This is a genomic window from Mycobacterium nebraskense (assembly GCF_002102255.1).
GTDB lineage: Bacteria > Actinomycetota > Actinomycetes > Mycobacteriales > Mycobacteriaceae > Mycobacterium > Mycobacterium nebraskense.
In genome coordinates this window covers 15665-37582 of the sequence record NZ_LQPH01000019.1, presented here as the reverse complement: position 1 = coordinate 37582, position 21918 = coordinate 15665, and the positions used below count along the sequence as shown (strand labels likewise).

Sequence of the window (21918 nt, the reverse complement as noted above, 5' to 3'; positions counted from 1 at the left end):
CCCTTCATACCGCACTTGGCGCGCGAGCGCGGCCTTTCCCCACCGCTGAGAGCACCGCCAGTGTCGAGGTGCGGTTGCCCACGGTGATCCGCGCACCGCCGTCCGGGTAACACCGCACCCGGAGGCCGCCGTCGGCGAAAACCTCATGCCACGGCCCACCCCTCGGAGGCAGGTACATGAAGTTCGCGTGCGCGTCTGTCGTGTAGATCCCCATCGCGCTCAGCCGCATGCGGAGATAGCAGCGCTCGGCGTTGATCAACTGAACCCGTTGCAGTAGTTGGTCTTCCGCGCCGTACGACGCGGCGACCGCGACCAAACTGGTGATCGGGGCCCCGAACGGCGGCTGATGGGACCACAGCGCCCGGGCCAGATCCGGCGACGCCACCCCGTAACCGATCCGCAGCCCCGCCAGGCCATACGCCTTGGAGAAGGTCCGCACCACCTGCACATTGGGAAAGCGCGCGACCAACGCCGACACGGGGATGCGGTGCTCGGGCGCGGTGAACTCGATGTACGCCTCGTCGAGCAGGACGACGGTGTCGCGCGGCACGCGGCGCAGAAAATCCGAAACGGCAGCCGCGGACTCCAGCGTTCCGGTGGGGTTGTGCGGCCGGCACAGGACCACCACCCGGGCGTCGGCGGCGGCGCGGGCCAACCCGTCGAGGTCGTTGTGCCCGTCCTTATCGAGGGGCACAGTAAGCGTCTTCAGCCGCGCCATCCGCGCGAGGATCGGGTAACCGTCGAAGGTGGGCGTCGCCATCGCCATCGTGTCGCCCGGAGCGGTCAGCGCCCGCAGGGCCTGCAGCACGACGCCCGTCGCGCCGGCGCCCGGCAGCACCAGCTCGGGGGAAACCCCGATGTGGTCGGCGATCACGCCGCGCAGCCGCTCGGGCAGGAACTCCGGGTAGCGGTTCATGACGTGGACGGACCGAACCAACGCCGACTGCACAGCGGACAGCGGCGGGAACGGATTCTCGTTGAGCGACAACTCATGCGGATCCACCGCGTTGGGCAACGCGTCGCAGATGTCGCCGGTCGACGGGCTCGCGGCGGGCTGCATCAGCCTCGCCCGCCCCAGCGCACCGCCGCCGCACCGGCGAAATCGCCGGCATGCGCGAACGCCGCCATCATGACGACATCCCCCGCGTCGACCTGACCGTCGGAGATCGCGCGGTCCAGGTTGATCGGGATCCCGGCGCCGAACAGGTTGCCGCACTCATCAAAGGTGTCTCGATGGCGTTCGGGTGGCAACTCGAGCGCCTCACGCCAATTGCGCAGGAACACCCGGTTGGGCTGGTTGGTGACCAGCAGATCGATGTCCTTGGCGGGCAGGCCTATTCGGTCACATACCGCCAGCGCCACCTCGGGAACCTGCCGGTTGCCACGGGCCAGCACCTTGGTGATCTTGCTTTCGGTGAAGCCGATGCTGCCCTCACCGGACCCAGCCTGCCACCACTTGCGGGGCGGGTCGTAGGACAGCGTCATCTCACCGGCGTACGCACCGTAGGTGCGGCACTCCACGTCGAGGATCGGCGACTGGTCGCCCAGCGTGACCAGGCCCACCGCCGCGCCGTCCCCGGGCACCGCGGACTGCGCCTTACGCCGGATGGTCGGCTGATCGAAGAACTGCCCGGCCGCGTTTTGTGCGATGGCGATCAGCGCGGTGTGCCCGTCGCCGGACGCCAGCAGCTTGCGAGCCACGTTGAGCGCCAACACGAAAGCCGCACAGCCGCCGTTGTTGAGGTCGAGCACCCAGGACGGTCGCATCCCCAGCCGGTGCGCGATGCCGCCGCCCTGGCCGTAGAAGGCCATGTCGGGCACCTGGGTGTGGGTGATCAGCACGTCGGCGCCCTCGACCACATCGTGGCCGTGCCGCTCGATCAGGCCCTGCGCCGCACGTTCGATCATGTCGATGGAACTCTCGTCCGGCCCGACGTGATGACGAAACTTCGGGGCGCGGAACATGACGTTCTCGCGCAGGTCGTCGGATTCGGCGAATTGCGCGTAGTAGTCGGCGCCGATCGGCGCACCGGGCAGATAGGTGGAAACGTCGATCAGGCTCACGCTCGGTTGGCTCATGTTGCTACCTCATCCATTTCGGCGTCACCGGCAGGCCGTTGCGGTGCCGGTATTCGGCGATCGCCTTGAGGTTCTGCAGCTCCAGCGCATGGCCGGCGCCGAACATGTCCCAGAAGTCGCCCACCCACACCGGGCGCTGCGCCGGTGCGGTCTCCGGATACGGGTTGTGGTCGTAGAACGGGTGATGGCAATTGGTCCACAGCACCACCGATCCCGGCTTGTCGAGAACGACCTGCGCGTCGACGACGCGCATCAGATAGACCATCCACAGGTGCTTGCCCTGGTCCCACGCGCAGTGGTAGTCGACGGTCCGCGCCTGGGCGTTGGCGACGGTTCGCGTGTAGATCTCGGTCTCCGAGCCGAGCCGGTCGTAGGCCAGCCACAGGCCCGGTTCGTCGGTGGGCGTGAAACCGCGCAGGCTGTACGTCCACTCCTCGAGGCTGCGGGTGTCCGCCATATATTCGTACAACTCATCGGGCGGGCAGTCGACGTAATCGTTGACCGTGCAGTACTCCCCGAAGACCCGATCGTGCGGGTACACCGACCGCATCATCTCCATGATGATCGGGGTCGCCTTCTCCCGTGGACTGGTTTCGATGCGGACCACCCCGTCGATCGGAATGGGGATGTCCTCAAGCGCTGGCAGCGACATCGGCCCTGTTCTCCTTCGCGGTCGGAACCTGTTCTGTGACAGCCGCGTTGCCTGACAGCGCGGTGAGAAATGGGGCAAACGGCGGGATTTCGTCAGCGTCGCACTCGACGCTGACCACCGCCGGGCCCTCAATGTCGAGCGCCACCCGAAGCGCCGCGGCAAGCTGGGTGGGGTCACTGACATCGACCGATGTCAGCCCGGGAAACATCGCTGCCAGACCGGTTCCCAGCGAACTGGGCCGGAAGCGGTTGTAGCTGTAGCGGTCTTCATAGAACAGCTGCTCGCGGGTGACACACATCGCGTGGGCGTTGTTGTTGAACAACACGAACGTCACGGGGAGCCCGTATTGCACCGCCGTGTGCACCTCTAGGCCATGCATGAAGAACGCGCCGTCCCCGGCGATCACCACGGTGCGGCCGCCGGGCCGGCCGCCGTTGGCACGCCCGAACGCCATCCCGATCCCCGCCCCGAAGCTGTAACCCATGCCGCCCATGCCGAGCGCGGCCACGAACCTGCCGCCGCGCCGCGCCGCCAGGTGGTGGATCGCAGCCGCGCCGGTGTTGCCCGCGTCGACCACGATGTCGGTCCCGTCGGGCAGGGCACGGTCCAGCACCGCCATGGCGTCGCGGTACCGCAGCCCCGGTCCGCCGCAGTCCGGGGGCCTCAGCTCGGTGCGCCGCACCAGATCGGGCACGCGCAGGCCGCTCGGGCGCCCGCGACCGCGCAGCGCCTGGTTCAGCAGGCGCAGCGAGCCACGCAGGTCGTCGGTGTGCACGTGGGTGCAGCGCAGATGCGGCCGCGCCGACCCGATCGATACCGTTCGCACCGCGGCCAGCGCGTCGTCCAGGCCGCCGCGCGCGGTGACCGTCAGCCGGGTGCCGACGATGAGGCATACGGAGCTGGCGGCCACCGCTTCGGCCACGCTCGGATGGCCCATGACGCCGGTCACCCCGAGTGCCGACGACGACCCGAAACCCGGTGTGCCGGCGACGTCTTTGGCGTCCGGGACGGTGGCCACCCGGGCGCGCAGCAGCGCGCGCAGGTGCTCGAGCTCGGCCCGGGCGTCGTCGCGGGCCACCTGCTCGCCGGCGATGATCGTGACCTGACCGGTTGCGCGGCGCAGCTCCCGGGCGATGAGATGCGGGTTGCCGATCGACGGGCCGGAACCGTTCGGATGCTCGGCGCGGTCATCGAGGGCGATGCATGCCTGCTGAATGTCCTTGGGCAGCAACAACACCGCCGGGCCACCGGTGCGCGCCGCGGAGACGGCCCGGGGCAACGCCGAAACGATGTCGGCCGGTGCGAGCAGCCGCTCGCAAAACACCGATACCGCCGAAAACAGCGCCTGGGCATCCAGCGATCCGTTGCGGCCGCTGGTGTCCTGGAAGCTGCCCCGGCCGTCCATCGCGGTGGCGGGCTGGCCGACCAGGGCCAGCACCGGAACCCGGCTAGCGAAGGACTCACCCAGGCCCGCGACGAGGTTCAGCGCTGCACCACCCGAGGTCGCGGCCACCACGCCGAGCCCGGCACCGCTCCGGCTGTAACCGTCGGCCATGGTGGCCGCCGAGAACTCGTGTTTGGCGAGCACCGCGGTGACCTCGGGCCGAAAGTGCGCGGCGTCGTACAGATCCTCGATGTTGGCGCCGTCGACACCGAAGACGTGATCCACCCCGAGCGCCGCGAGGTGCCCGACGATGTGATCGACCACCCGATACTTGCCGAACATGCGCTGACGCTCTCCTGACGCCACAAAGGGCGGTGGATTCACCCTTTGCGAGGACACGAGCCGGGCACGTGATCGGTTCACCCCGGCGGGTGAACCGTTTCCCGGCAGCCCTCGTGGTGTCTAGATGACCATCGAACTGCGCAACGTGGTGCGCGAATATCGGGTCGGCGGTCAGACGGTCCGGGCGCTCGACGGGATAAGCCTGCGCCTCGGTGGCGGTCAGTTCGTGTCGGTGGTCGGACCCTCCGGCGCGGGCAAGAGCACGTTGCTGCATCTGCTCGGCGCGCTGGACTCCCCCGATTCCGGCTCCATCAGCTTCGACGGCGAGGAGATCGGCCGCCTGGGCGATGAGCAGCAGTCGGAGTTCCGCCATCACCGGGTGGGTTTCATCTTCCAGTTCTTCAACCTGTTGCCGACGCTGTCGGCCTGGGAGAACGTGGCGGTCCCCAAACTGCTCGACGGCGTCCGGCTGGGCAGGGCCAAACCGGATGCGATTCGGTTGCTGGACCGCGTCGGACTCGGCAACCGGACCGAGCACCGGCCGGCGGAACTGTCTGGCGGTCAGATGCAGCGGGTCGCGGTGGCGCGCGCGTTGATGATGGACCCGCCGCTGATCCTCGCGGACGAGCCCACCGGCAACCTCGACTCCGCGACGGGCGCCTCGATCCTGGCGCTGCTTGCCGAGGTGGCGCACGAGGACGGCCGCGACCGGCTCGTGGTGATGGTGACCCACAATTCGGACGCCGCCGCGGCAACCGACCGGGTGATCACGCTGCAGGACGGGCAGGTGGGTTCCGACATACCGGCGGTCCCTGCGTGAGGATCACGGCGGCGGCGAGCCGACTGCGCGTGTTCAGCCTGCGTGAGCTCGCCGTGCATCGCCGCCGCACGCTCGCGTCGATCGCCGTAATGGCGGTCTCCGCAACGTATCTGGTCGCGATATTCGGCATCTTCGGGTCGATCACCGGATCGGTCAACCGGCTGGCCGACGGCATCGCCGGCGTGGCCGCGCTGGAGGTGTCGGGTATCACCGACGCCGGATTTCCCGACACGATCCTGACCGACGTGGCCGCGGTTCCCGGCGTCGCCACCGCGGCGCCGATGATCCGAACCTCCGCGTCCACGGCGACGGGACCGGTGCTGCTGCTCGGCGCGGATGAGCGCACCGCCGCGCTGGGCGGGGCCCTGAAGGATGCGGTCACACGACCGGTGCAGGAGCTGTCCTCGACGCCCAACGGCGTCCAGGTCGGGCCGCGGGTGGGCTATGCGAAGGGCCAGACGCTGCAACTGGGCTCGGGTTCGGTCGCCGTCAGCGAGGTGCTCGCGGGCCAGCAGTTCGCGGACCTCAACGGCGGGCACTACGTCCTTGCCCCACTTGCGTTGGCGCAGAACGTCACCGGCCGCCCCGGTCAGCTCGACTCGATACTGATCACCACCAATCCGGGCGCCGATCTGGCCGCCGTTCGCGCCGCGATCACCGCCGCGGTCAACGGCCGCGCCATCGTCGCCGCCCCGAGCGTGCGGGCGGCCCGGGCCGGCGACGGCGTCAAGCTGATGAACTACATGGCCCTGCTGGGCGCGGCGGTCGCGCTGGTGGTGGGCGCGTTTCTGATCTACACCACGATGACCATGGCGATCACCCAGCGCCGGCCGGTCATCTCCTTGCTGCGCGCGATCGGCGGCCGGCGCGTCACCATCGTCGGCGACATGCTCGGGGAGGCGGCGATCCTCGGGCTCATCGGCGGGGCCATCGGGTCGGGCATCGGAATCCTGGCCGGGCGCATGGCGATTGGCCGGTTGCCGCCGGCGATGACCCAGGGGCTCGAGGCCCGCCTCCAGTACTGGCTGCCCGGCTACGCCATCCCGCTGGCCGTCGCGGCCACGGCGCTCACCAGCGTGGTCGCATCGGCGATGGCCGCGCGGCAGGTGTACAAGGTCGCACCGATCGAGGCGCTGGCACCCGTCGGGGCCTCGGCGGCCGACGTCGTGCCGCGATGGCTGCGGGTCGCCGCCGGGGTGGGCGCCGTCGCGGTCTTCGCGGTGTCGATCTGGGTCGTCATCGGCCAACGCGGCGCCTTCGCGTTCGTCGCGATGGCCGCCCTGCTGAGCGCCGAGATCGCGCTCGGCTTCGCGCTCACCGCACCCATCGTCAAGGCCACCGCCGCGACTGCTCGCCTGTTCGGATCGTTCGGGGCACTCGCGGCAGCCACCATCGAACGCGCCCCGCGACGAGTGTGGGCCACCGTGATGACCGTACTCATCGGGGTGGTCACCACCGTGGTGATAACCGGCACCAACGCCGACATGATCCGCTCGGCCCGCGACATTTTCTCCCCCGCCGCCGACGTCGACGTGTGGGTGAGCGCGGATCCCCCTGACAGCTACCCCACCGACGTTCTGCCGCAAGGCCTTTCCGAAAAGGTGGCCGCGCTGCCCGGAGTGGCGCGGGTGACCGAGGGGGCATTCGGGTTCGCCGTCGTCGGCGGCACGCGTGTCCTGCTCGACGGCTTCTCCGACGGAACGCACGACTCGCTGTTCCGCGCGCTCGACGAACACCTGCGGGCCGACGTGCTCGCCGGCCGGGGCGTGGTGCTCACGCAGAATCTCGGCAGCACCCTGCACGTTCGCGCCGGCGATCGGCTGCAGCTGCAGACACCACACGGCCCGCGGCAGACGGCCGTGCTGGCCCTGGTGCCGTTCTTCTCGACCGTCATCGGGACGGTCGGAATCGACCTCGATCACCTGCGGGCTTGGTTCGATCGACCGGCGGCGACAACCCTGCAAATCAGCGCGGCCCCGGGCGTAGACCCGCGGCGCCTTCTGGCCGAGGTCCGCCGGGTGGTGCCGGCGCCGAACCACGTGTACGACGGTCGCACGGCGCTGGCGGGGCTCGAAGCGCCGCTGCATCAGAGCATGTTCATCGCCGACGCGGTGTGGGTCATCGTCGTGGCCGTGGCCGCGGTCGCGCTCCTCAACACGCTGACGCTCTCGGTGCTGGAACGCCGCCGCGAGATCGGTGTGCTGCGCGCCATGGGCTCCAGCCGCCGGTTCACCCTGCGAATGGTCCTGGCCGAGGCGGCCGGAATCGGTTTGGTCGGCGGCCTCTTGGGGCTGCTGTTCGGCCTGACCGACCAGTGGCTGTTCAGTCTCATCAGCGGGGACATCATGAATTTCGGAGTCGGTTTCCGCCTGAGCCCGATGGCCCTCGCCTTCACCGCAGGGGCGCTGGCGATCTGTCTGCTCGGCTCGCTGCCACCCGCGCGGCGTGCGGCACGGCTGAACATCATCGAGGCCGTCAGCGTGGAATGAGCACGGCGAAACCTTGCAGATGGGGCTTGCACGGGAACGGGACCGGTGTGCGCGGGATGGTCCGCAGCGCCGTGGTGTCGAACCCGGCCGCGGCGATGGCATCCAGGGTTCGCCGGTTCGGCTCGCAACCGGCGGCCACCCACGACCACGGCTTCGCGACCAGGTCCTGGAACCGGCCCGTCGCGCCGTCCCCGCGCACGTGCTCGAGGACGACCAGCCTGCCGCCCGGTGCGAGCACGCGGCGGATCTCACCGAGGGTGGCGGCAACGTCGTCGACCGAACACAACACCAGGCCGATGTGCACCGAGTCGAAGCTGTTGTCCGGGAAGGGGATCGACTCACCCGTCCCCTCGACGATGTCGGCGGCGATGCCGTGGCGATTCGCAAGGCGGGACGCCATCCGCCGGAAGGGCGCCTCCGGCTCCACCGCGGCGACCGACGTCACCGTGGCGGGCAGGAACCGCAGGTCGGTACCCGGGCCCAGGCCGAGCATGAGCAGCCGGCCGGTCGCGTTGCTCAGCGCCTCGCGCCGATACCGGTGATAGAACAGCCGGTCGAAGACCGGCTGGCCGAACCGATACACATATGGGAACAAGGGATTTCGGCGCGTCACCGGCCGCCCAGATCCATTCGGAACGGCGGGTACTCGTCGCGCATCAGCGACACGTACACGGCCACCCGATAGCGCCAACGGACGATGCCCAGCAGGAGATCGAACATGCCCGCCGGGACGGTTCCGGTGCACAGCAACGACACCGCGGCGATCACGCACAGCACCTGCAGGAGCGGCTCCATCGACCAGCAGAGGAGTACCTGAGGGATGGCCAGCAGCCACTTCACCGGCACGGCCCACCTACTCAGCCGCTCCGGATAGTCGACCTGCAGATCACCCGGGTATTCGGGCCGCGACGCGAGCGTGAAAGGCGGATACCTGTCCGTGCTGTTCATCGGAAACCTGAAATTCATGACCCGCCACGACCAGCGCAGCACACCGACGTTGAAGTCGAATATAGCCCGCGGATACCGCCCGGTGAACAAGATGACGACACCGGCGACGACGGTCGACAGCGGATATATCAGGTAGAGCCCGATCAAGATGGGGTAGTGCGGGACCGCCAGCACGCACCACTTCACCAGCCAGAGCCAGCGCGAAGGAGCATCGAAATCGCCTCGCACCCTTATGGATTCGTCCGGATTGTTCACGGGCTGGATCGGCTGGTCGTCGCTGCCCCAATCTCCCGGCTGATCTCCGCGGACATCCGGCGGTGACTCGTCCAACGCAGAAACATCGTCAGCGCGCCGGCCTGCAGCCGGTCGGGGATCAGCGCGGCCGGTCGCAGCACGAACTCACCGTGCGAGACCGGCAGCGACGCCACCCGGGACACGGCCATCACCTTGCGCCGGCGGGTCTTCTCATACCAGCGCAGCGCGCTCGGCACGCCGCCGTTGGCTTCCGAATCCGACAGCGCCCTGCACAGCACCATGGTGTCGAGCAGAGCCTGGTTGGTCCCCTGCGCCAGGGTGGGCGGCATGGTGTGGGCGGCATCGCCGAGCAACGTGACCGGGCCTTGGCCCGCCGGGGGGACCGGATGCCGAAAATGCGGGTACGGCGAAGGCGCCAGATCGTCGTCGGTGAGGGTCGCCAACACCCGATCGACGGCTTGAGACCATCCGGTGAAATGCGACCGGATCGTCTCGATCGGACGTTGCGGCCGCACGAAATCGTACGACCACGGCAGGTCGAACCACCACTGCACATCGGAACCTCCCGCCGGCCACAGGCCGAGGTTTCCATGCGCGCCGATGACCATGAGTGCGGTGTCCTTGTCCGGGATCTCGGCAAGGGTGACCAGTCCCTGCCAACTACACCAGCCGGTGGGCTTCGCCGCCCGCCCGCCGAGGCTGTCCCGGACCATCGAGTGCAGGCCGTCGGCGCCGATCAAGAGGTCTCCCTCGGCCGAGCTGCCGTCGTCGAACTCGACCCGCACGCCGTCGCGCGTGCCGGCCAACGCGATCGCGCGGGAGTGGCACCGGATGCGCTCGGTCGGAAAGCCGTCCAGCAACCGTTCCAGCAGAACCCGACGCGGAACCATCCGAACGGGCGCGCCCAGCCTATCCGCCATCGTGGATACGTCGAGCGTGGCGAGCGGATGGCCCGTGGACGTCACCGCCCGCACGGTGGACAGCAGCTGGCCGGCCCCGTCCGTGTCGACGCCCAGCTGCCGAAGCACCGTCTCACCGTTGGACCAGATGGTCACCGCACCGCCGGCCGCGCACACATCCGGTCGGCGCTCGAAGACGGTGACGTCATGCCCGTCGCGCAACAATCCCCGGGCAACCGAGATGCCGCCCACCCCCGCGCCCACGACCAGGACCCGAAGGGAGCGCCCGTGGCCAGACACGTCACGGCCCTACATCGAACGCTGCAGCAGAACTTGGCCGCTATCGGCGGCGACCACCTGCACGGCGGCGATCTGATCGACCGGCGTCGAGATGCTGCCCGCGGGCGTCGCGGTGTGGCCGGGTTCGGCCACCCAGGTCGCCAGCCGGGTCTGGCTGCCGTCGCGCCCCACCACGACCATCGCCAGCGTGTCGTGGTGCGCATTGAGCGGGGCCAGGCACACGCACCGCAGGTTGATAGACGTCCCCCAGTGCTGGCTGGACAGCTGCACCGTCGAGGTCAGCAGGGTGGTGCCCACCTGTGCCATCGGCGCCGAGGACGCGGTCACCTGCTGCGACGAGGACGAGGAGGAATACCCCTGCACCCCGACGAACACGCCGATCGCCAGCACCACGGCCGCGGCCGACGAGGCCACCCAGGTCACTATCCGCGTGCGGCGCCGGCGCCAGCTCACCTGGGCCAGCAACGACGTCAACAGCTCCGGCGACATCTCCGGTGCCGGCATCCCGGCGGCCGGGCCGGAGTCGTTGATCGCGGCCACTTCGTCCCGGCCGAGCTGCGAGAGCAGGGCCGGCACGCCACTGAGGTCGGCTACGGCCTCCCGGCAGGCCGGGCAGTGCGCCAAGTGCGCCTCGAACTCGCGTCGCTCGGCGGCCGACAACGAGCCCAATACGTATGCGGCATCCCACATCACGTAGGGATCGTCGGGCGGCCCGATGCCCCGTAGCGGCGTCTTCATGTCATCCATTTCTTTCGCACCCTTCAAGCATTCGGAGCCCTTTAACGGGTAACCCCAAGTTCCTGCAGAGTGAGTCGCAACGCCCGCACGGCGTAGTGTAATCGCGACTTCACTGTTCCCTCGGCGATCCCGAGGTCCGCGGCAATCTGCGCGGTGGTCCATCCGCGGTAGTAGGACCGGTCGATCACGGCCCGATGCTCGGCGGACAGTTGCGCCATCGCGTCGGCTATCAGCAGCCTGTCCAGCGCCGCGTTCACCTCGTCCGGCGTCGACCGTTCCGGCGCGCCCGGCTCGTCCGTCGAACCGACGACGTTGCGGAATCGTGCGCTGCGCCGATCGTCGATGATCATGTTGCGGGCAACGGTGAACAGCCAGGCCCGCGCCGAGCGTTCCGTGTCCCCGATCACCTCCGGATGCTGCCAGGCCCGCAGCAACGTCTCCTGCACGACGTCCTCGGACTGACTCGCGTCCCCCGTCAGGCGGAGCGCGTAACGCCACAAGACGGCCGCGTGCTCGTCGTAGAGCGCCTTCATCAGGGCGGCTTCGGCAGCCCCGGACGCCCTCCAAGTACCTGCCACACGAGCCACTCCATCACCTCCGACTACTGAAACGAGTCGAACGGGTGTTTAGTTCAGCCGGCTAACTCAGGGTCAGGATGCGCGGTCCGGCGTCGGTGACCGCGACGGTGTGTTCCCAGTGTGCCGCACGGGATCCGTCGGAGGTGGTGACGGTCCACGCGTCGTCGAGCACCACGGTCTTGCCCGTCCCGAGGGTGAGCATCGGCTCGATGGCCAGCACCGACCCGGGGGCCAGCACCGGGCCGCGCCCGGGCGAGCCCTCGTTGGGCAGGAACGGGTCCATGTGCATGTGCCGCCCGATGCCGTGGCCGCCGTAGCCCTCCACGATCCCGAACGCGCGCCCGTGCCGGTCCGCGGCCGCGCGCGTGCCCGTTTCGATGGCGTGCGAGACATCGGTCAGCCGATTGCCGGGAACCATCGCCGCGATCCCGGCTTCCAGCGATTCCCTGGTGGCGTCGCAGAGAGCCTGGTCGGCCGCGTCGAGGCTCCCGACGCCGAACGTGATCGCGGCATCACCATGCCAGCCGTCCAGCACCGCTCCGCAGTCGATGGACACCAGGTCGCCGGGCGCCAAGATCTCTGCGGCCGAGGGGATCCCGTGCACCACCCGCTCGTTGACCGACGCGCAGATCGACGCGGGGTACCCGTGATAGCCCAGGAACGACGGTATCGCGCCGGCCTCGCGAATCACCGACTCGGCGATCTGGTCGAGGCCCAGGGTCGACACCCCGGACACCGCGGCCGCCCGCACCGCCTGCAGCGCGGCTGCGACCACTGCCCCCGCCGCCGCCATCGCGTCGAGTTCGTCGGCGGTGCGCTGCGGCACGACTTTCCGACTCCGCAGGCGCGTCAGCGGCCTCATGGTTACTTGCCCAGCGCTTGCAGGGCGCGGGCGAACACTTCGTCCATCGTGCCGATGGCGTCGACCGTCTTGAGTTCGTCGCGGTAATACTCCAGCAGCGGCGCGGTCTCGTCGCGGTAGACCTTCATCCGGTTCAGGATGACGTCGTCGGTGTCATCGGCGCGGCCACGCGACCTGAGCCGTTGCAGCAACTCCTCCTGCGAGACGCGGAACTCCAGAACGGCGTCGATGTCGGTGCCCCGGCGTTCCAGCATCTCGTGCAGCGCTTTGGCCTGTTCCGTCGACCGCGGATACCCATCGAGGATGAAACCGTTGGCCGCGTCGGGATCGTTCAGGCGGTCGTCGACGAGCTGGTTGGTCAGGTCCGACGGCACCAGGTCGCCGGCGTCCAGATAGCGCTTGGCCTCCAGGCCGAGTTTGGTCCCGTTCTCGATATTGCTGCGGAACAGTTCGCCGGTGGAGATTTGCGGGATTCCGAGCTTTTCGGAGAGCTTCTGGGCCTGCGTCCCCTTACCCGCCCCCGGCGGTCCCAGCAAAACGACTCTCACTTGAGGAACCCTTCATAGTTGCGCTGCATGAGCTGGCTCTCGATCTGTTTGACCGTATCCAAGCCAACACCAATCATGATCAAAACCGCGGTACCGCCGAACGGCAAATTCTGAACCGCTCCGCCATTGCCGATTTGCAGGAACAAATTGGGCAACACCGAGATGGCGCCGAGGTAGATCGAGCCCGGCAGGGTAATCCGGCTCAGCACATAACGCAGGTAGTCGGCGGTGGGCTTGCCGGGCCGGATGCCCGGAATGAACCCGCCGAACTTCTTCATTTCGTCGGCACGTTCGTCGGGGTTGAACGTGATCGACACGTAGAAGTACGTGAAGAAAATGATCAGCCCGAAGTAGATGCCGATGTAGATCGGGTCGCTGGGGTCGGACAGATAGCTGCCGACGAACTTGTCCCACCAGCTGTTGCCCACTCCGCCGCTGCCGCTGCGGATCAGCTGCGTGATCAGGTGCGGAATGTAGATGAGCGACGACGCGAAGATGACCGGGATGACGCCGGCCTGGTTGACCTTGAGCGGCAAGTACGTCGACGTTCCGCCGTACATGCGCCGGCCCACCATGCGCTTGGCGTATTGCACCGGGATGCGGCGCTGACCCTGCTCGACGAACACCACGCCGACGATGATGACCAGGGCGGCCACGCAGACCGCGGCGAAGATGGCCCCGCCGCGGCTGTCCAGGATGGTCTTGCCCTCGGATGGAATGCGCGCCGCGATACCGACGAAGATGAGCAACGACATGCCGTTGCCGATGCCGCGCTCGGTGATCAGCTCACCCATCCACATCACCAGCGCCGCGCCGGCCGTCATCACCATCACGATGATGACCAGCGTGAAGATGCTCTGGTCGGCGATGATGTCCAGCGAGCAGCCCTGTAGCAGCCCGCCGTTGGCCGCCAGCGCCACGATGCTGGTCGCCTGCAGGATAGCCAGCGCAATGGCCAGGTAGCGCGTGTACTGGGTCATCTTGGCCTGGCCGGACTGGCCTTCCTTGCGCAGTTCCTCGAACCGCGGGATGACCACCGTGAGCAGCTGCACGATGATGCTGGCGGTGATGTAGGGCATCACCCCGACCGCGAACACCGTCAGTTTCAGCAGCGCACCACCGGAGAACAGGTTGATCAGCGAATAGATCTGTCCGGCCGCGCCGCCGCTGGCCTCTTTGATGCACTGCTGGACGTTCGGGAAGTTGACGCCGGGGGACGGCAAAGCGGCGCCCAGCCGATAGAGAACGACGATTCCCAGCGTGAAGAGGATCTTCCGTCTCAGGTCGACTGTCCGCAGCGCTGAGATGAAAGTCGAAAGCACTCTTCCTCCTGCGAGCCGGGGATCTCCTGCATTACGCGCCCAACACCCCGCAGGCCAGGACGTACGGCGTCGCGCGTCAAACCGTGTACGAGACTAACAGCTGGTCTGGGCAAGTCCGCCCAGGGCCATCAACGACGACCGATAAATGCACAGGAAGCCGCAAGCCGTGCGGCGTAGAGTGCTCTTGGTTCGTTGCATTTGCTAAGTAAATGGGAGCACCATGACACGCACTGACCAAGACAGCTGGGACCTGGCCTCCAGCGTCGGTGCCACGGCCACGATGGTCGCCGCGGCCCGCGCGCTGGCCAGCGAGGGCACCGACCCGATCATCGACGATCCGTTCGCGGCCCCGCTGGTGCGAGCCGTCGGCCTGGAGTTCTTCCGCCGCCTGGTCGACGGCGAAGTGTCACCCGCGGATGCGCAGGACGCCGGCGAACGGGACCTGCAGCTGGAAACGGATTCGATCGCGGTGCGCACCCGCTTCTTCGACGACTTCTTTCTCAACGCCGCCCGGGACGGAATCCGCCAGTCGGTGATCCTCGCCGCCGGCCTCGACGCCCGCGCCTACCGGCTGAGCTGGCCGCCCGGGAGCATCGTCTACGAAGTCGATCAACCCAAGGTCGTCGAATTCAAGACCGCCGCCATGGCGGAGCTGGGCGCCACCCCCACCGCCGACCGGCGGACCGTCAGCGTCGATCTGCGCGATGATTGGCCGGAAGCGTTGCGCCGCAGCGGCTTCGACCCGACGCAACCGACGTCGTGGAGTGCGGAGGGCCTGCTGATGTACCTGCCGCCCGAGGCCCAGGACCGGCTCTTCGACAACATCACCGAGCTCAGCGCACACGGAAGCAAGCTAGCCACCGAATTCCACGGCGACTCCGGCCGGACGATGACCGAGCGCGCCAAGCAGTTCAACGAGCGGTGGGCCAACTTGGGATGCGACATCGACCTGTCGGGGCTGTTCTTCGACGGCGAGCGCAGCAACGTCGTGGACTACCTGACCGGTCGGGGTTGGCACGTGACCACCCGGGAGCGACGGGAGTACTTCGCCGACTACGGCCTTGTCTTCCCGGACGACGAGACGTCGCAACTGCGCAACATCGTCGCCGTCACCGCGACACTGGGCTAGGAGACCAGGTGGCGCGGCCGTCCTGCTGTAGCTCAGGCGGGCCTGGCGGACGGCGCGCGCACCACCATCGGCACGGCGGGGAAGCACCAGGCCATCTCGGTGCGCGACTTGCGTAGCGCGGCGGTGCCGTACCCCTTCTTGCGGTGCTCGGGGTGGATCCAGATGCGCACGTTGACCTCGCCGCCGAGCAACTCGCCGAACACCATTCCGACCTTCTCGCCGGAATCGACGGCCACGAACCACGCGGCCTCCTCGTCGTCGAGACGCGCCAGCGCCGCGCCGATCTCGTCGTCGAGGTTGCCGGCCGGCCCGCCGGAGCCGTCGCCGGCGGCGCCCATGTCCTCGGTGCGGGCGGCGAAGATGTCCCGGTCCTTCTCGGCGGAGAAGGGCCGCAGCTCCAGGGTCTCCCCCGAGCTCGCCGGTCGCTCGCCAAGGGTGAAGCTGAGCTGTTTGTTCAGGTCCTCGAGTTCGGCCAGGATCTTCCGGCGCGAGTCGATGGTGAGTTGGTCGAACGACATCCCCATCACCGCCTCGGCGGCGACGTGAGAGGTGTCGAGCAGCCCGACGATTGCCTCGACCGCGGCCGCCTTGTTCTCGGACTCCACCACGACATCGGCGATTTCATGCCGCCGCTCAAGGGCTTTCAACAGGGCATCGGCGATTTCGCGGCGGGCGGCTTTGCGGTCTTGGTCGGTCATTGCACCAGCCTAGAACGCCGGCGGGGGCAGCGCGCTACATCGTCGGTTTCCCAGCTCCAGGAACCGCCGGTAGCGGTCCTCGACCGCGTGCGCCCAGGCGGGGTCGGGTTCGACGACACTCTCGGTGGAGACCCAGCGGGCGGCGTCGGCGATCGAGGTTTCCAGGCCGGCCGCCATGCGCGCGAGGAAGGCCGCGCCCAGCGCCGCCCCCTCGGGTACCCCGGACACCTCCACCGGCCGCCCGGTGGCGTCGGCGATGGCCTGCATCCACGGTCCGACCCTGGTGCCGCCGCCCGTGGCGACGATGCGCGCCACGGGCGCCCCGCTCAGCTCGATGAGCTGGCGCACCACGAAGCCCGACGCCTCGTAGGCGGCCCGCCGCAGCGCTGCCGCGTCGTGGGTGAGGTCCAGGGCGTCGAGCACGGCCCGGCGATCCGGGTCGTGGAACGGGGTGCGCTCCCCGCGGATGTAGGGCGACCACACCGGCACCCGTCCGGGCTGCGCGGCGGCCGGGTCGCCGGGCGCGACCACGCGGTCCACCCAGCCGAGGAACAGCCCGCCGGCATTGCTGGCCCCGCCGATCTGGCTCTTGCCCGCGGCCGTGTGGGGGATCGTCCACAGACCCGGCACCTGCCGGGCCTCCGGGATGGTGGTCCAGACGATCAAGGTGGTGCCGCACAGCACCAGCACGTCGCCGTCGCGGTCGGCGCCGGACACCATCTGCTCGCACAGCGCGTCGATCGCGCCGATCGCCAGCGTGGCGCCGCTGCCGTGCACCTGCCCCACGGCGGCCCCCATGCTCTCCACGCGCGGCATCTGGTCGGGCCGCGCGCCGCGGTCGGCGCACGCCTCGGGGTTCCAGCCCGTCCCGTCGAACAGCGGGAACGCGGTGGCGGCGGTGGCGAAGTCGATCACCGGCTCGCCCGCCAACGCTTGGTTGGCCACCGCCGGCGCCGGCCAGTACCCGGCCGCGTCCGGCGCCTGCGCCGCGGTCCAGCGCAGGAACTCGGCGGCCTCGCCCAGCGCCGGCAGCGGCTGCGCCTGTTGTTCCGGTGTTCGGCCCCGTTCGTCTCCGTACAGCAGCCCCGGCGTCATCGGCACGCCCGCGGCGTCGACGGCCGTCAGCGACGGCACCATCGCCGACACGGCCACGGCGCGGACGTCCGGTACGGCGCCCAGCCTTTCCAGCGCCGCCACCGGTCCCCGCCGCCACGCCTCGTCGGCGTCGTGCTCGAGCCGGTCGGGTGCCGGCACCCGCAACTGGTGCGGGATCCGCGCCCGCGCCGCCACCCGGCCGTCGGCGTCCGCGGCGACCGCCTTGACCGCGGTGCTGCCGACGTCGATGCCGATTGTGACGCCTTCACGTGACACGGGCGTCACCGTACGCCAGCATTGGGGTTCGTGACGTCAAGACCGCGCGCCTTGGTGACCGCCCCGCTGCGGGGGCCGGGGTTCGCCAAGCTGCGGGAACTGGCCGACGTGGTGTACGACCCATGGATAAGCGAGCTAGAGCAGACCCCGCTGCGGATCTATAGCGCCGAACAACTGGCCGACCGCATCTCCGCGGAAGCCGCCGATGTCGTTGTGGTGGAGAGCGACTCGGTGGGCGGCCCGGTGTTCGAGCAGGGGCTGCGCGCGATCGCGTCCACCCGCGGGGACCCCAACAACGTCGACATCGCGGGGGCCACCGCGGCCGGCATCCCGGTGCTGAACACCCCGGGCCGCAACGCCGACGCGGTCGCCGAAATGACGGTGGCCCTGCTGCTGGCCGCCACCCGCCAGCTGCTGCCCGCGGACGCGGATGTCCGCAGCGGCAACATCTTTCGTGACGGCAGCATCCCCTATCAGCGGTTCCGCGGCTGGGAAATCGCCGGGCGCACCGCCGGGCTGGTGGGCCTCGGCGCCGTCGGCCGCGCCACCCGATGGCGGCTGTCGGGGCTGGGCCTGCGGGTCATCGCCCACGATCCGTACCACGACGAAGCGCGCCATAGCCTCGACGAGCTGCTGGCCGAGGCCGACGTCGTCTCCCTGCACGCGCCGGTCACCGACGACACGGTCGGCATGATCGGGGCGCCGCAGTTCGCCGCCATGCGCGACGGCGTGGTCTTCCTCAACACCGCCCGCGCCCAGCTGCACGACACCGACGCGCTCGTCGACGCGCTGCGCGGCGGCAAGGTGGCCGCCGCGGGACTGGACCACTTCGTCGGCGAGTGGCTGCCCACCGACCACCCGCTGGTCGGCATGCCCAACGTCGTGCTGACACCCCACATCGGCGGCGCCACGTGGAACACTGAGGCGCGGCAGGCGCAGATGGTGGCCGACGACCTGGAAGCGCTGCTGGCCGGCGACACGCCCGCCCACATCGTCAACCCGGAGGTGCTACGGCCATGACATCCGTGAAGTACGTAGCCAACCCCGAAACCGCGGTGCTGGACGCGGCCAAGGACATGCTGCGCCGGGGCCTGGTCGAGGGAACCGCGGGCAACATCTCCGCGCGGCGCTCCGACGGCAACATCGTCATCACGCCGTCATCGGTCGACTACCGCGACATGCAGCTCGACGACCTCGTCCTGATCGACCCGGACGGCGCCGTGCTGCACGCCGCGGACGGTCGCTCGCCGTCGTCTGAGATGCAGCTACACCTGGCCTGCTACCACGCGTTCGACGACATCGGCAGCGTCATCCACAGCCATCCGGTGTGGGCGACCATGTTCGCCATTGCCCACCAATCGATTCCGGCCTGCATCGACGAGTTCGCGGTGTACTGCGGCGGGGACGTTCGGTGCACCGATTACGCCGCGTCCGGCACGCCCGACGTCGGGGTGAACGCCGTCAAGGCGCTCGACGGCCGGGGCGCCGCGTTGATCGCCAACCATGGCCTGGTGGCCGTGGGGCCCCGGCCGGACAAGGTGCTGCACATCACCGCCCTGGTGGAGCGCACCGCCCAAATCGTTTGGGGTGCAAGGGCCCTCGGTGGTCCGGTGCCCATTCCCGAGGACGTGAACCGCAACTTCGCCAGCGTCTACGGCTACCTGCGCGCGAACGCCTGATGCGCCCGGTCCGGTTCGGCCAGGCGAGCGTGGCGCGGGTGCTGGAACTTCAATTCGACCTGGGGACACGCCTTTTCCCGCACACGCCGCCGTCCGGTTGGCGGGACAACGCCGACCTGCTGGTGCCGCACTTCTTCGACGCCTCGACCGACCAGTGGCACATCGCGATCCAAAGCTGGGTCATCGAGGTCGACGGGCTGACCGTCGTCGTGGACACCGGTGTCGGCAACGACCGCCAACGCCCGCACATGCCACCCCTGGACCACCTCAACACCGGGTTCCTGGCCGCACTGCGGTCCGCGGGCGTCGACCGCACCGCCGTGGACGTGGTGGTCAACACCCACGTCCACTCCGACCACGTCGGGTGGAACACCATGGGAGAGAACGGCGCGTGGGTCCCCACCTTCCCCAACGCCCGATACATCGTCCCGGCCGCCGACTACCGCCACTTCGCACCCGATGGGCCCGCGGCCAGGCAAACGCCGCGCAGCGAGGAAGAAGCGGCTCAACAACGCGGCGACCAGCTCGTGTTCGCGGACAGCGTCTCACCCATCGCCGAAGCGGGGCAGCTCGTCCAATGGTCGGATGACTACCAGATCAGCCCGTCGCTGCGGCTGCGGCCGGCCCCCGGACACACGCCGGGCTCCTCGGTGCTGTGGCTGGACGCGGGCCAGCCGGCCGTTTTCGTCGGCGATCTCACCCACAGCCCGCTGCAACTGCGCCGGCCCGCCGACGCCTGCGCCTTCGACGTCGACGCGTCGGCCGCCGCGGTGACCCGCCAGCGGATCTTCACCGAGGCGGTCCAGGCGAAGGCCGCCGTGATACCCGCGCACTACCCCGGTTCCGGCGGCGCGACGATCCGCGCTGTTGCCGACCAGTTCGACGTCGACCATTGGCTGGATTTCGATACGGTGTGAGCATGGCGCCCTACCGAGTGGTCCAGTGGTCGACCGGCAACATCGGCAAGCGAGCGCTCGGCGTCCTGCTGGACCGCGACGACTTCGACGTGGTCGGCGTCCACGCGTTCGGTTCGGACAAGGTGGGCCGCGACGCGGGCGAACTGGCGGACCAGGCCCCGGTCGGTGTCGCCGCAACCGGCGATGCCGACGCGCTGCTCGAACTTCGACCGGATTGCGTGTGTTACATGCCCCGCGTCATCGACTACGACCTGGTGCTCAGGATGCTGCGCGCCGGCATCAACGTCGTCACCACGGGCGACTTCCTGACCGGCAGCCACCACCCGGTCGAACTCCCCGCGCTCGAGGAGGCGGCGCAACAGGGGGATGCGACCTTCCTGGGGACGGGGTTCGAACCGGGCTTCATCAACGTCGTCGCCGGCTTCCTCACCGGCGCATGCCGACGGGTTGACAAAGTCACGCTCGTCGAGACGTTGGACTGCACCACCTATCCCGTGTGGGACGTGTGGAAAGTGCTCGGATTCGGCAAGACACCCCGGGAGCCGGTAACGCAGATCGACCCGGCGACGCAACGATACGGCCTGGGTTACTTCGAGACGCTGGACATGATCGCCACCATGCTCGGTGCCGAACTCGACTCCAAGGAGGCGTTCGTCGAGCCCGCGGTGCTGACCCGGGATCTGCATCTGGGGTGGGTGGACTTCACCGCCGGCACCATCGGGGGTCAGCGCCGCACCTATCGCGGCCTTCGCGGCGGCAGGCCGGTGGTCGAGCTCGCCATCTGCTGGACCATGAGCAACGACGCGCTCGACCCGCAATGGACCGACCCCGAGGGCTTCAGCGTGGTGATCGAGGGCAAACCCCGCGTCGACGCGACGATCCGGTTCGGCGAGCCCGGGCAGGACGCGATGACCGTGTTGATGGACAGCACCGCCGTGGCCGCGGTCAACGCCATACCGTTCGTCTGCGACGCGCAGCCCGGCGTCATCACCCCGACCGACCTGCCGATCACCGGATCCCGTGGGGCACTGACGGTTTGAGTCGCGGCGGTCAGGCTGCCCGACCGCGCCATTCGCGTGGCGAGACGCCGTGGGTCCGGCCGAAGAGCCTGCTGAAATAGCCCGGGTCGCCAATCCCGACCCGCCCGGCAACCTCGGCGATCGGAAGGTCGGTCTCGGCCAGCAACGTCCGCGCCTCGGCCATGCGACGTTCGGTGATCCACTCCCCCACGGTGCGTCCGGTGCGGCGCCGCACCACGGTGGTCAGGTGTCCCGGGGTGATGCCGAGTTCGCCCGCCACGTCGCGCAGCGACAACTGCTCGGCGTGCCGCCGGTCGATCACGTCGAATACCTCGGCCAGCAGCGGTTCGCCGCTGCGCCGCAGCTCGGCCACCACCGGCCCGGCCAGGCGCGCGAGGTCGATCAACAACAGGGTCAGGTGCGCCAGCGCCGCCTGCCGATAACCGTCCTGCCGCGCGCCCAGCTCCGTTTCGATCGAACGGATCGCGGCATCCCACGCCGACCGTCGGGCCGCGGGCACGTCCAGGCGCAGGATCCCGCCGACCTGTCCGTGCAGGAACGGGAACAGCAGCGGGTGCGCCCGCCACGCCGGCCACGGCGATCGCGCGTCCTCCCCGAGCGCGGCGGGGTCGAAGAACACCGCCACACCGGCGTCGCGAAGCTCCAGCCGCCCGGGGTCGAGCACCTGGCCCGCGGCCGCCACGTAGACCAGCCCGGCGGCAGGGAGGTACCAAAGCGCCGGGAAGTCGTGAATGTGGCGGCCGCGCTCGATGAAATCCTCGGGACCCGAACGCACCACCGACACCGGGGGCGTGTCCGGATCGACGCGGTATTCGTAGATCGGCACCCCCGCGCGCCGCCGAACCATCCGAGCTGGCCGCGTCATGTT

Annotated in this window: 22 protein-coding genes; 7 read left to right on the top strand and 15 right to left on the bottom strand. The window is 69.2% G+C overall.

Going from position 1 to position 21918, the window contains the following annotated elements:
* Nucleotides 1-4: 4 nt before the first annotated feature.
* The 4 genes from AWC17_RS02690 to AWC17_RS02675 are packed head-to-tail and all read right to left on the bottom strand — an operon-like array spanning nt 5 to nt 4457.
* A complete protein-coding gene (locus AWC17_RS02690) occupies nt 5-1060 on the bottom strand; it encodes a pyridoxal phosphate-dependent aminotransferase (protein WP_046182364.1) in 1056 nt (351 codons plus the stop codon).
* On the bottom strand, nt 1060-2079 hold the full coding sequence (locus AWC17_RS02685; RefSeq protein ID WP_046182365.1) for a 3-oxoacyl-ACP synthase III family protein: 1020 nt from the start codon (nt 2077-2079) through the stop codon (nt 1060-1062). Before AWC17_RS02685 ends, AWC17_RS02690 begins: the two co-directional genes overlap by 1 nt.
* Nucleotides 2080-2083: 4 nt before the next feature.
* On the bottom strand, nt 2084-2731 hold the full coding sequence (locus tag AWC17_RS02680; RefSeq protein WP_046182366.1) for a hypothetical protein: 648 nt from the start codon (nt 2729-2731) through the stop codon (nt 2084-2086).
* Complete coding sequence (locus tag AWC17_RS02675; protein WP_085164218.1) at nt 2712-4457, bottom strand: thiamine pyrophosphate-binding protein; 1746 nt, start codon at nt 4455-4457, stop codon at nt 2712-2714. Before AWC17_RS02675 ends, AWC17_RS02680 begins: the two co-directional genes overlap by 20 nt.
* A 124-nt stretch (nt 4458-4581) precedes the next feature.
* On the opposite strand from AWC17_RS02675, the gene AWC17_RS02670 reads away from it, so the two are divergent.
* A complete protein-coding gene (locus AWC17_RS02670) occupies nt 4582-5277 on the top strand; it encodes an ABC transporter ATP-binding protein (RefSeq protein WP_046184785.1) in 696 nt (231 codons plus the stop codon).
* Between the two features lie 89 nt (nt 5278-5366).
* Nucleotides 5367-7766, top strand: a complete 2400-nt coding sequence (locus tag AWC17_RS02665) for an ABC transporter permease (protein ID WP_244193463.1) — start codon at nt 5367-5369, stop codon at nt 7764-7766.
* On the opposite strand, the gene AWC17_RS02660 is transcribed toward AWC17_RS02665, so the two are convergent.
* Genes AWC17_RS02660 through secY form a run of 8 tightly spaced genes read right to left on the bottom strand, consistent with a single transcriptional unit; the run spans nt 7753 to nt 14216 of the window.
* Nucleotides 7753-8379, bottom strand: coding sequence for a class I SAM-dependent methyltransferase (locus AWC17_RS02660; RefSeq protein ID WP_046184787.1), 627 nt, complete (start codon nt 8377-8379; stop codon nt 7753-7755). The two genes, AWC17_RS02665 and AWC17_RS02660, sit on opposite strands and share 14 nt — an antisense overlap.
* The gene (locus tag AWC17_RS02655) at nt 8376-8942 is read right to left on the bottom strand and encodes a DUF4389 domain-containing protein (protein ID WP_046184796.1); all 567 of its coding nucleotides are present in this window, start codon (nt 8940-8942) and stop codon (nt 8376-8378) included. The genes AWC17_RS02660 and AWC17_RS02655 overlap by 4 nt, the downstream gene beginning before the upstream one ends.
* A gap of 23 nt (nt 8943-8965) precedes the next feature.
* Nucleotides 8966-10168, bottom strand: coding sequence for an FAD-dependent oxidoreductase (locus tag AWC17_RS02650; RefSeq protein WP_046184788.1), 1203 nt, complete (start codon nt 10166-10168; stop codon nt 8966-8968).
* A gap of 9 nt (nt 10169-10177) precedes the next feature.
* On the bottom strand, nt 10178-10906 hold the full coding sequence (locus tag AWC17_RS02645) for an anti-sigma factor family protein (RefSeq protein WP_141224429.1): 729 nt from the start codon (nt 10904-10906) through the stop codon (nt 10178-10180).
* Nucleotides 10907-10947: 41 nt separating this feature from the next.
* Nucleotides 10948-11493, bottom strand: coding sequence for a sigma-70 family RNA polymerase sigma factor (locus tag AWC17_RS02640; RefSeq protein ID WP_082123064.1), 546 nt, complete (start codon nt 11491-11493; stop codon nt 10948-10950).
* 52 nt (nt 11494-11545) lie between these two features.
* Nucleotides 11546-12346, bottom strand: a complete 801-nt coding sequence (gene map, locus AWC17_RS02635) for a type I methionyl aminopeptidase (protein ID WP_046184791.1) — start codon at nt 12344-12346, stop codon at nt 11546-11548.
* 2 nt (nt 12347-12348) lie between these two features.
* The gene (locus tag AWC17_RS02630) at nt 12349-12894 is read right to left on the bottom strand and encodes an adenylate kinase (RefSeq protein WP_046184792.1); all 546 of its coding nucleotides are present in this window, start codon (nt 12892-12894) and stop codon (nt 12349-12351) included.
* Nucleotides 12891-14216 carry a preprotein translocase subunit SecY gene (gene secY, locus AWC17_RS02625; RefSeq protein WP_046184793.1) on the bottom strand — a complete coding sequence of 442 codons (1326 nt, stop codon included), beginning with the start codon at nt 14214-14216 and terminating at the stop codon, nt 12891-12893. Before secY ends, AWC17_RS02630 begins: the two co-directional genes overlap by 4 nt.
* A 220-nt stretch (nt 14217-14436) precedes the next feature.
* Between secY and AWC17_RS02620 the strand changes: the two genes are divergently transcribed.
* Nucleotides 14437-15345 carry a class I SAM-dependent methyltransferase gene (locus AWC17_RS02620; protein ID WP_046184794.1) on the top strand — a complete coding sequence of 303 codons (909 nt, stop codon included), beginning with the start codon at nt 14437-14439 and terminating at the stop codon, nt 15343-15345.
* Nucleotides 15346-15377: 32 nt separating this feature from the next.
* On the opposite strand, the gene AWC17_RS02615 is transcribed toward AWC17_RS02620, so the two are convergent.
* Both AWC17_RS02615 and AWC17_RS02610 read right to left on the bottom strand, forming a co-directional pair.
* Entirely contained in the window at nt 15378-16043 is a 666-nt protein-coding gene (locus AWC17_RS02615; protein WP_046184795.1) for a GNAT family N-acetyltransferase, read from the bottom strand.
* A 9-nt stretch (nt 16044-16052) separates the two neighbouring features.
* A complete protein-coding gene (locus tag AWC17_RS02610; protein WP_085164215.1) occupies nt 16053-17414 on the bottom strand; it encodes a xylulokinase in 1362 nt (453 codons plus the stop codon).
* Nucleotides 17415-17444: 30 nt separating this feature from the next.
* Between AWC17_RS02610 and AWC17_RS02605 the strand changes: the two genes are divergently transcribed.
* Genes AWC17_RS02605 through AWC17_RS02590 form a run of 4 tightly spaced genes read left to right on the top strand, consistent with a single transcriptional unit; the run spans nt 17445 to nt 21050 of the window.
* The gene (locus AWC17_RS02605; RefSeq protein ID WP_046185945.1) at nt 17445-18434 is read left to right on the top strand and encodes an NAD(P)-dependent oxidoreductase; all 990 of its coding nucleotides are present in this window, start codon (nt 17445-17447) and stop codon (nt 18432-18434) included.
* On the top strand, nt 18431-19093 hold the full coding sequence (locus AWC17_RS02600; RefSeq protein ID WP_276038114.1) for an L-fuculose-phosphate aldolase: 663 nt from the start codon (nt 18431-18433) through the stop codon (nt 19091-19093). Before AWC17_RS02605 ends, AWC17_RS02600 begins: the two co-directional genes overlap by 4 nt.
* Nucleotides 19093-20010 carry an MBL fold metallo-hydrolase gene (locus AWC17_RS02595; RefSeq protein WP_046185939.1) on the top strand — a complete coding sequence of 306 codons (918 nt, stop codon included), beginning with the start codon at nt 19093-19095 and terminating at the stop codon, nt 20008-20010. Before AWC17_RS02600 ends, AWC17_RS02595 begins: the two co-directional genes overlap by 1 nt.
* A 2-nt stretch (nt 20011-20012) precedes the next feature.
* Nucleotides 20013-21050 carry an NAD(P)H-dependent amine dehydrogenase family protein gene (locus tag AWC17_RS02590; protein WP_046185940.1) on the top strand — a complete coding sequence of 346 codons (1038 nt, stop codon included), beginning with the start codon at nt 20013-20015 and terminating at the stop codon, nt 21048-21050.
* A gap of 10 nt (nt 21051-21060) precedes the next feature.
* On the opposite strand, the gene AWC17_RS02585 is transcribed toward AWC17_RS02590, so the two are convergent.
* Nucleotides 21061-21915 (bottom strand): helix-turn-helix transcriptional regulator, encoded by an 855-nt coding sequence (locus AWC17_RS02585; protein ID WP_046185941.1) that lies wholly within the window; start codon nt 21913-21915, stop codon nt 21061-21063.
* Nucleotides 21916-21918: the final 3 nt, after the last annotated feature.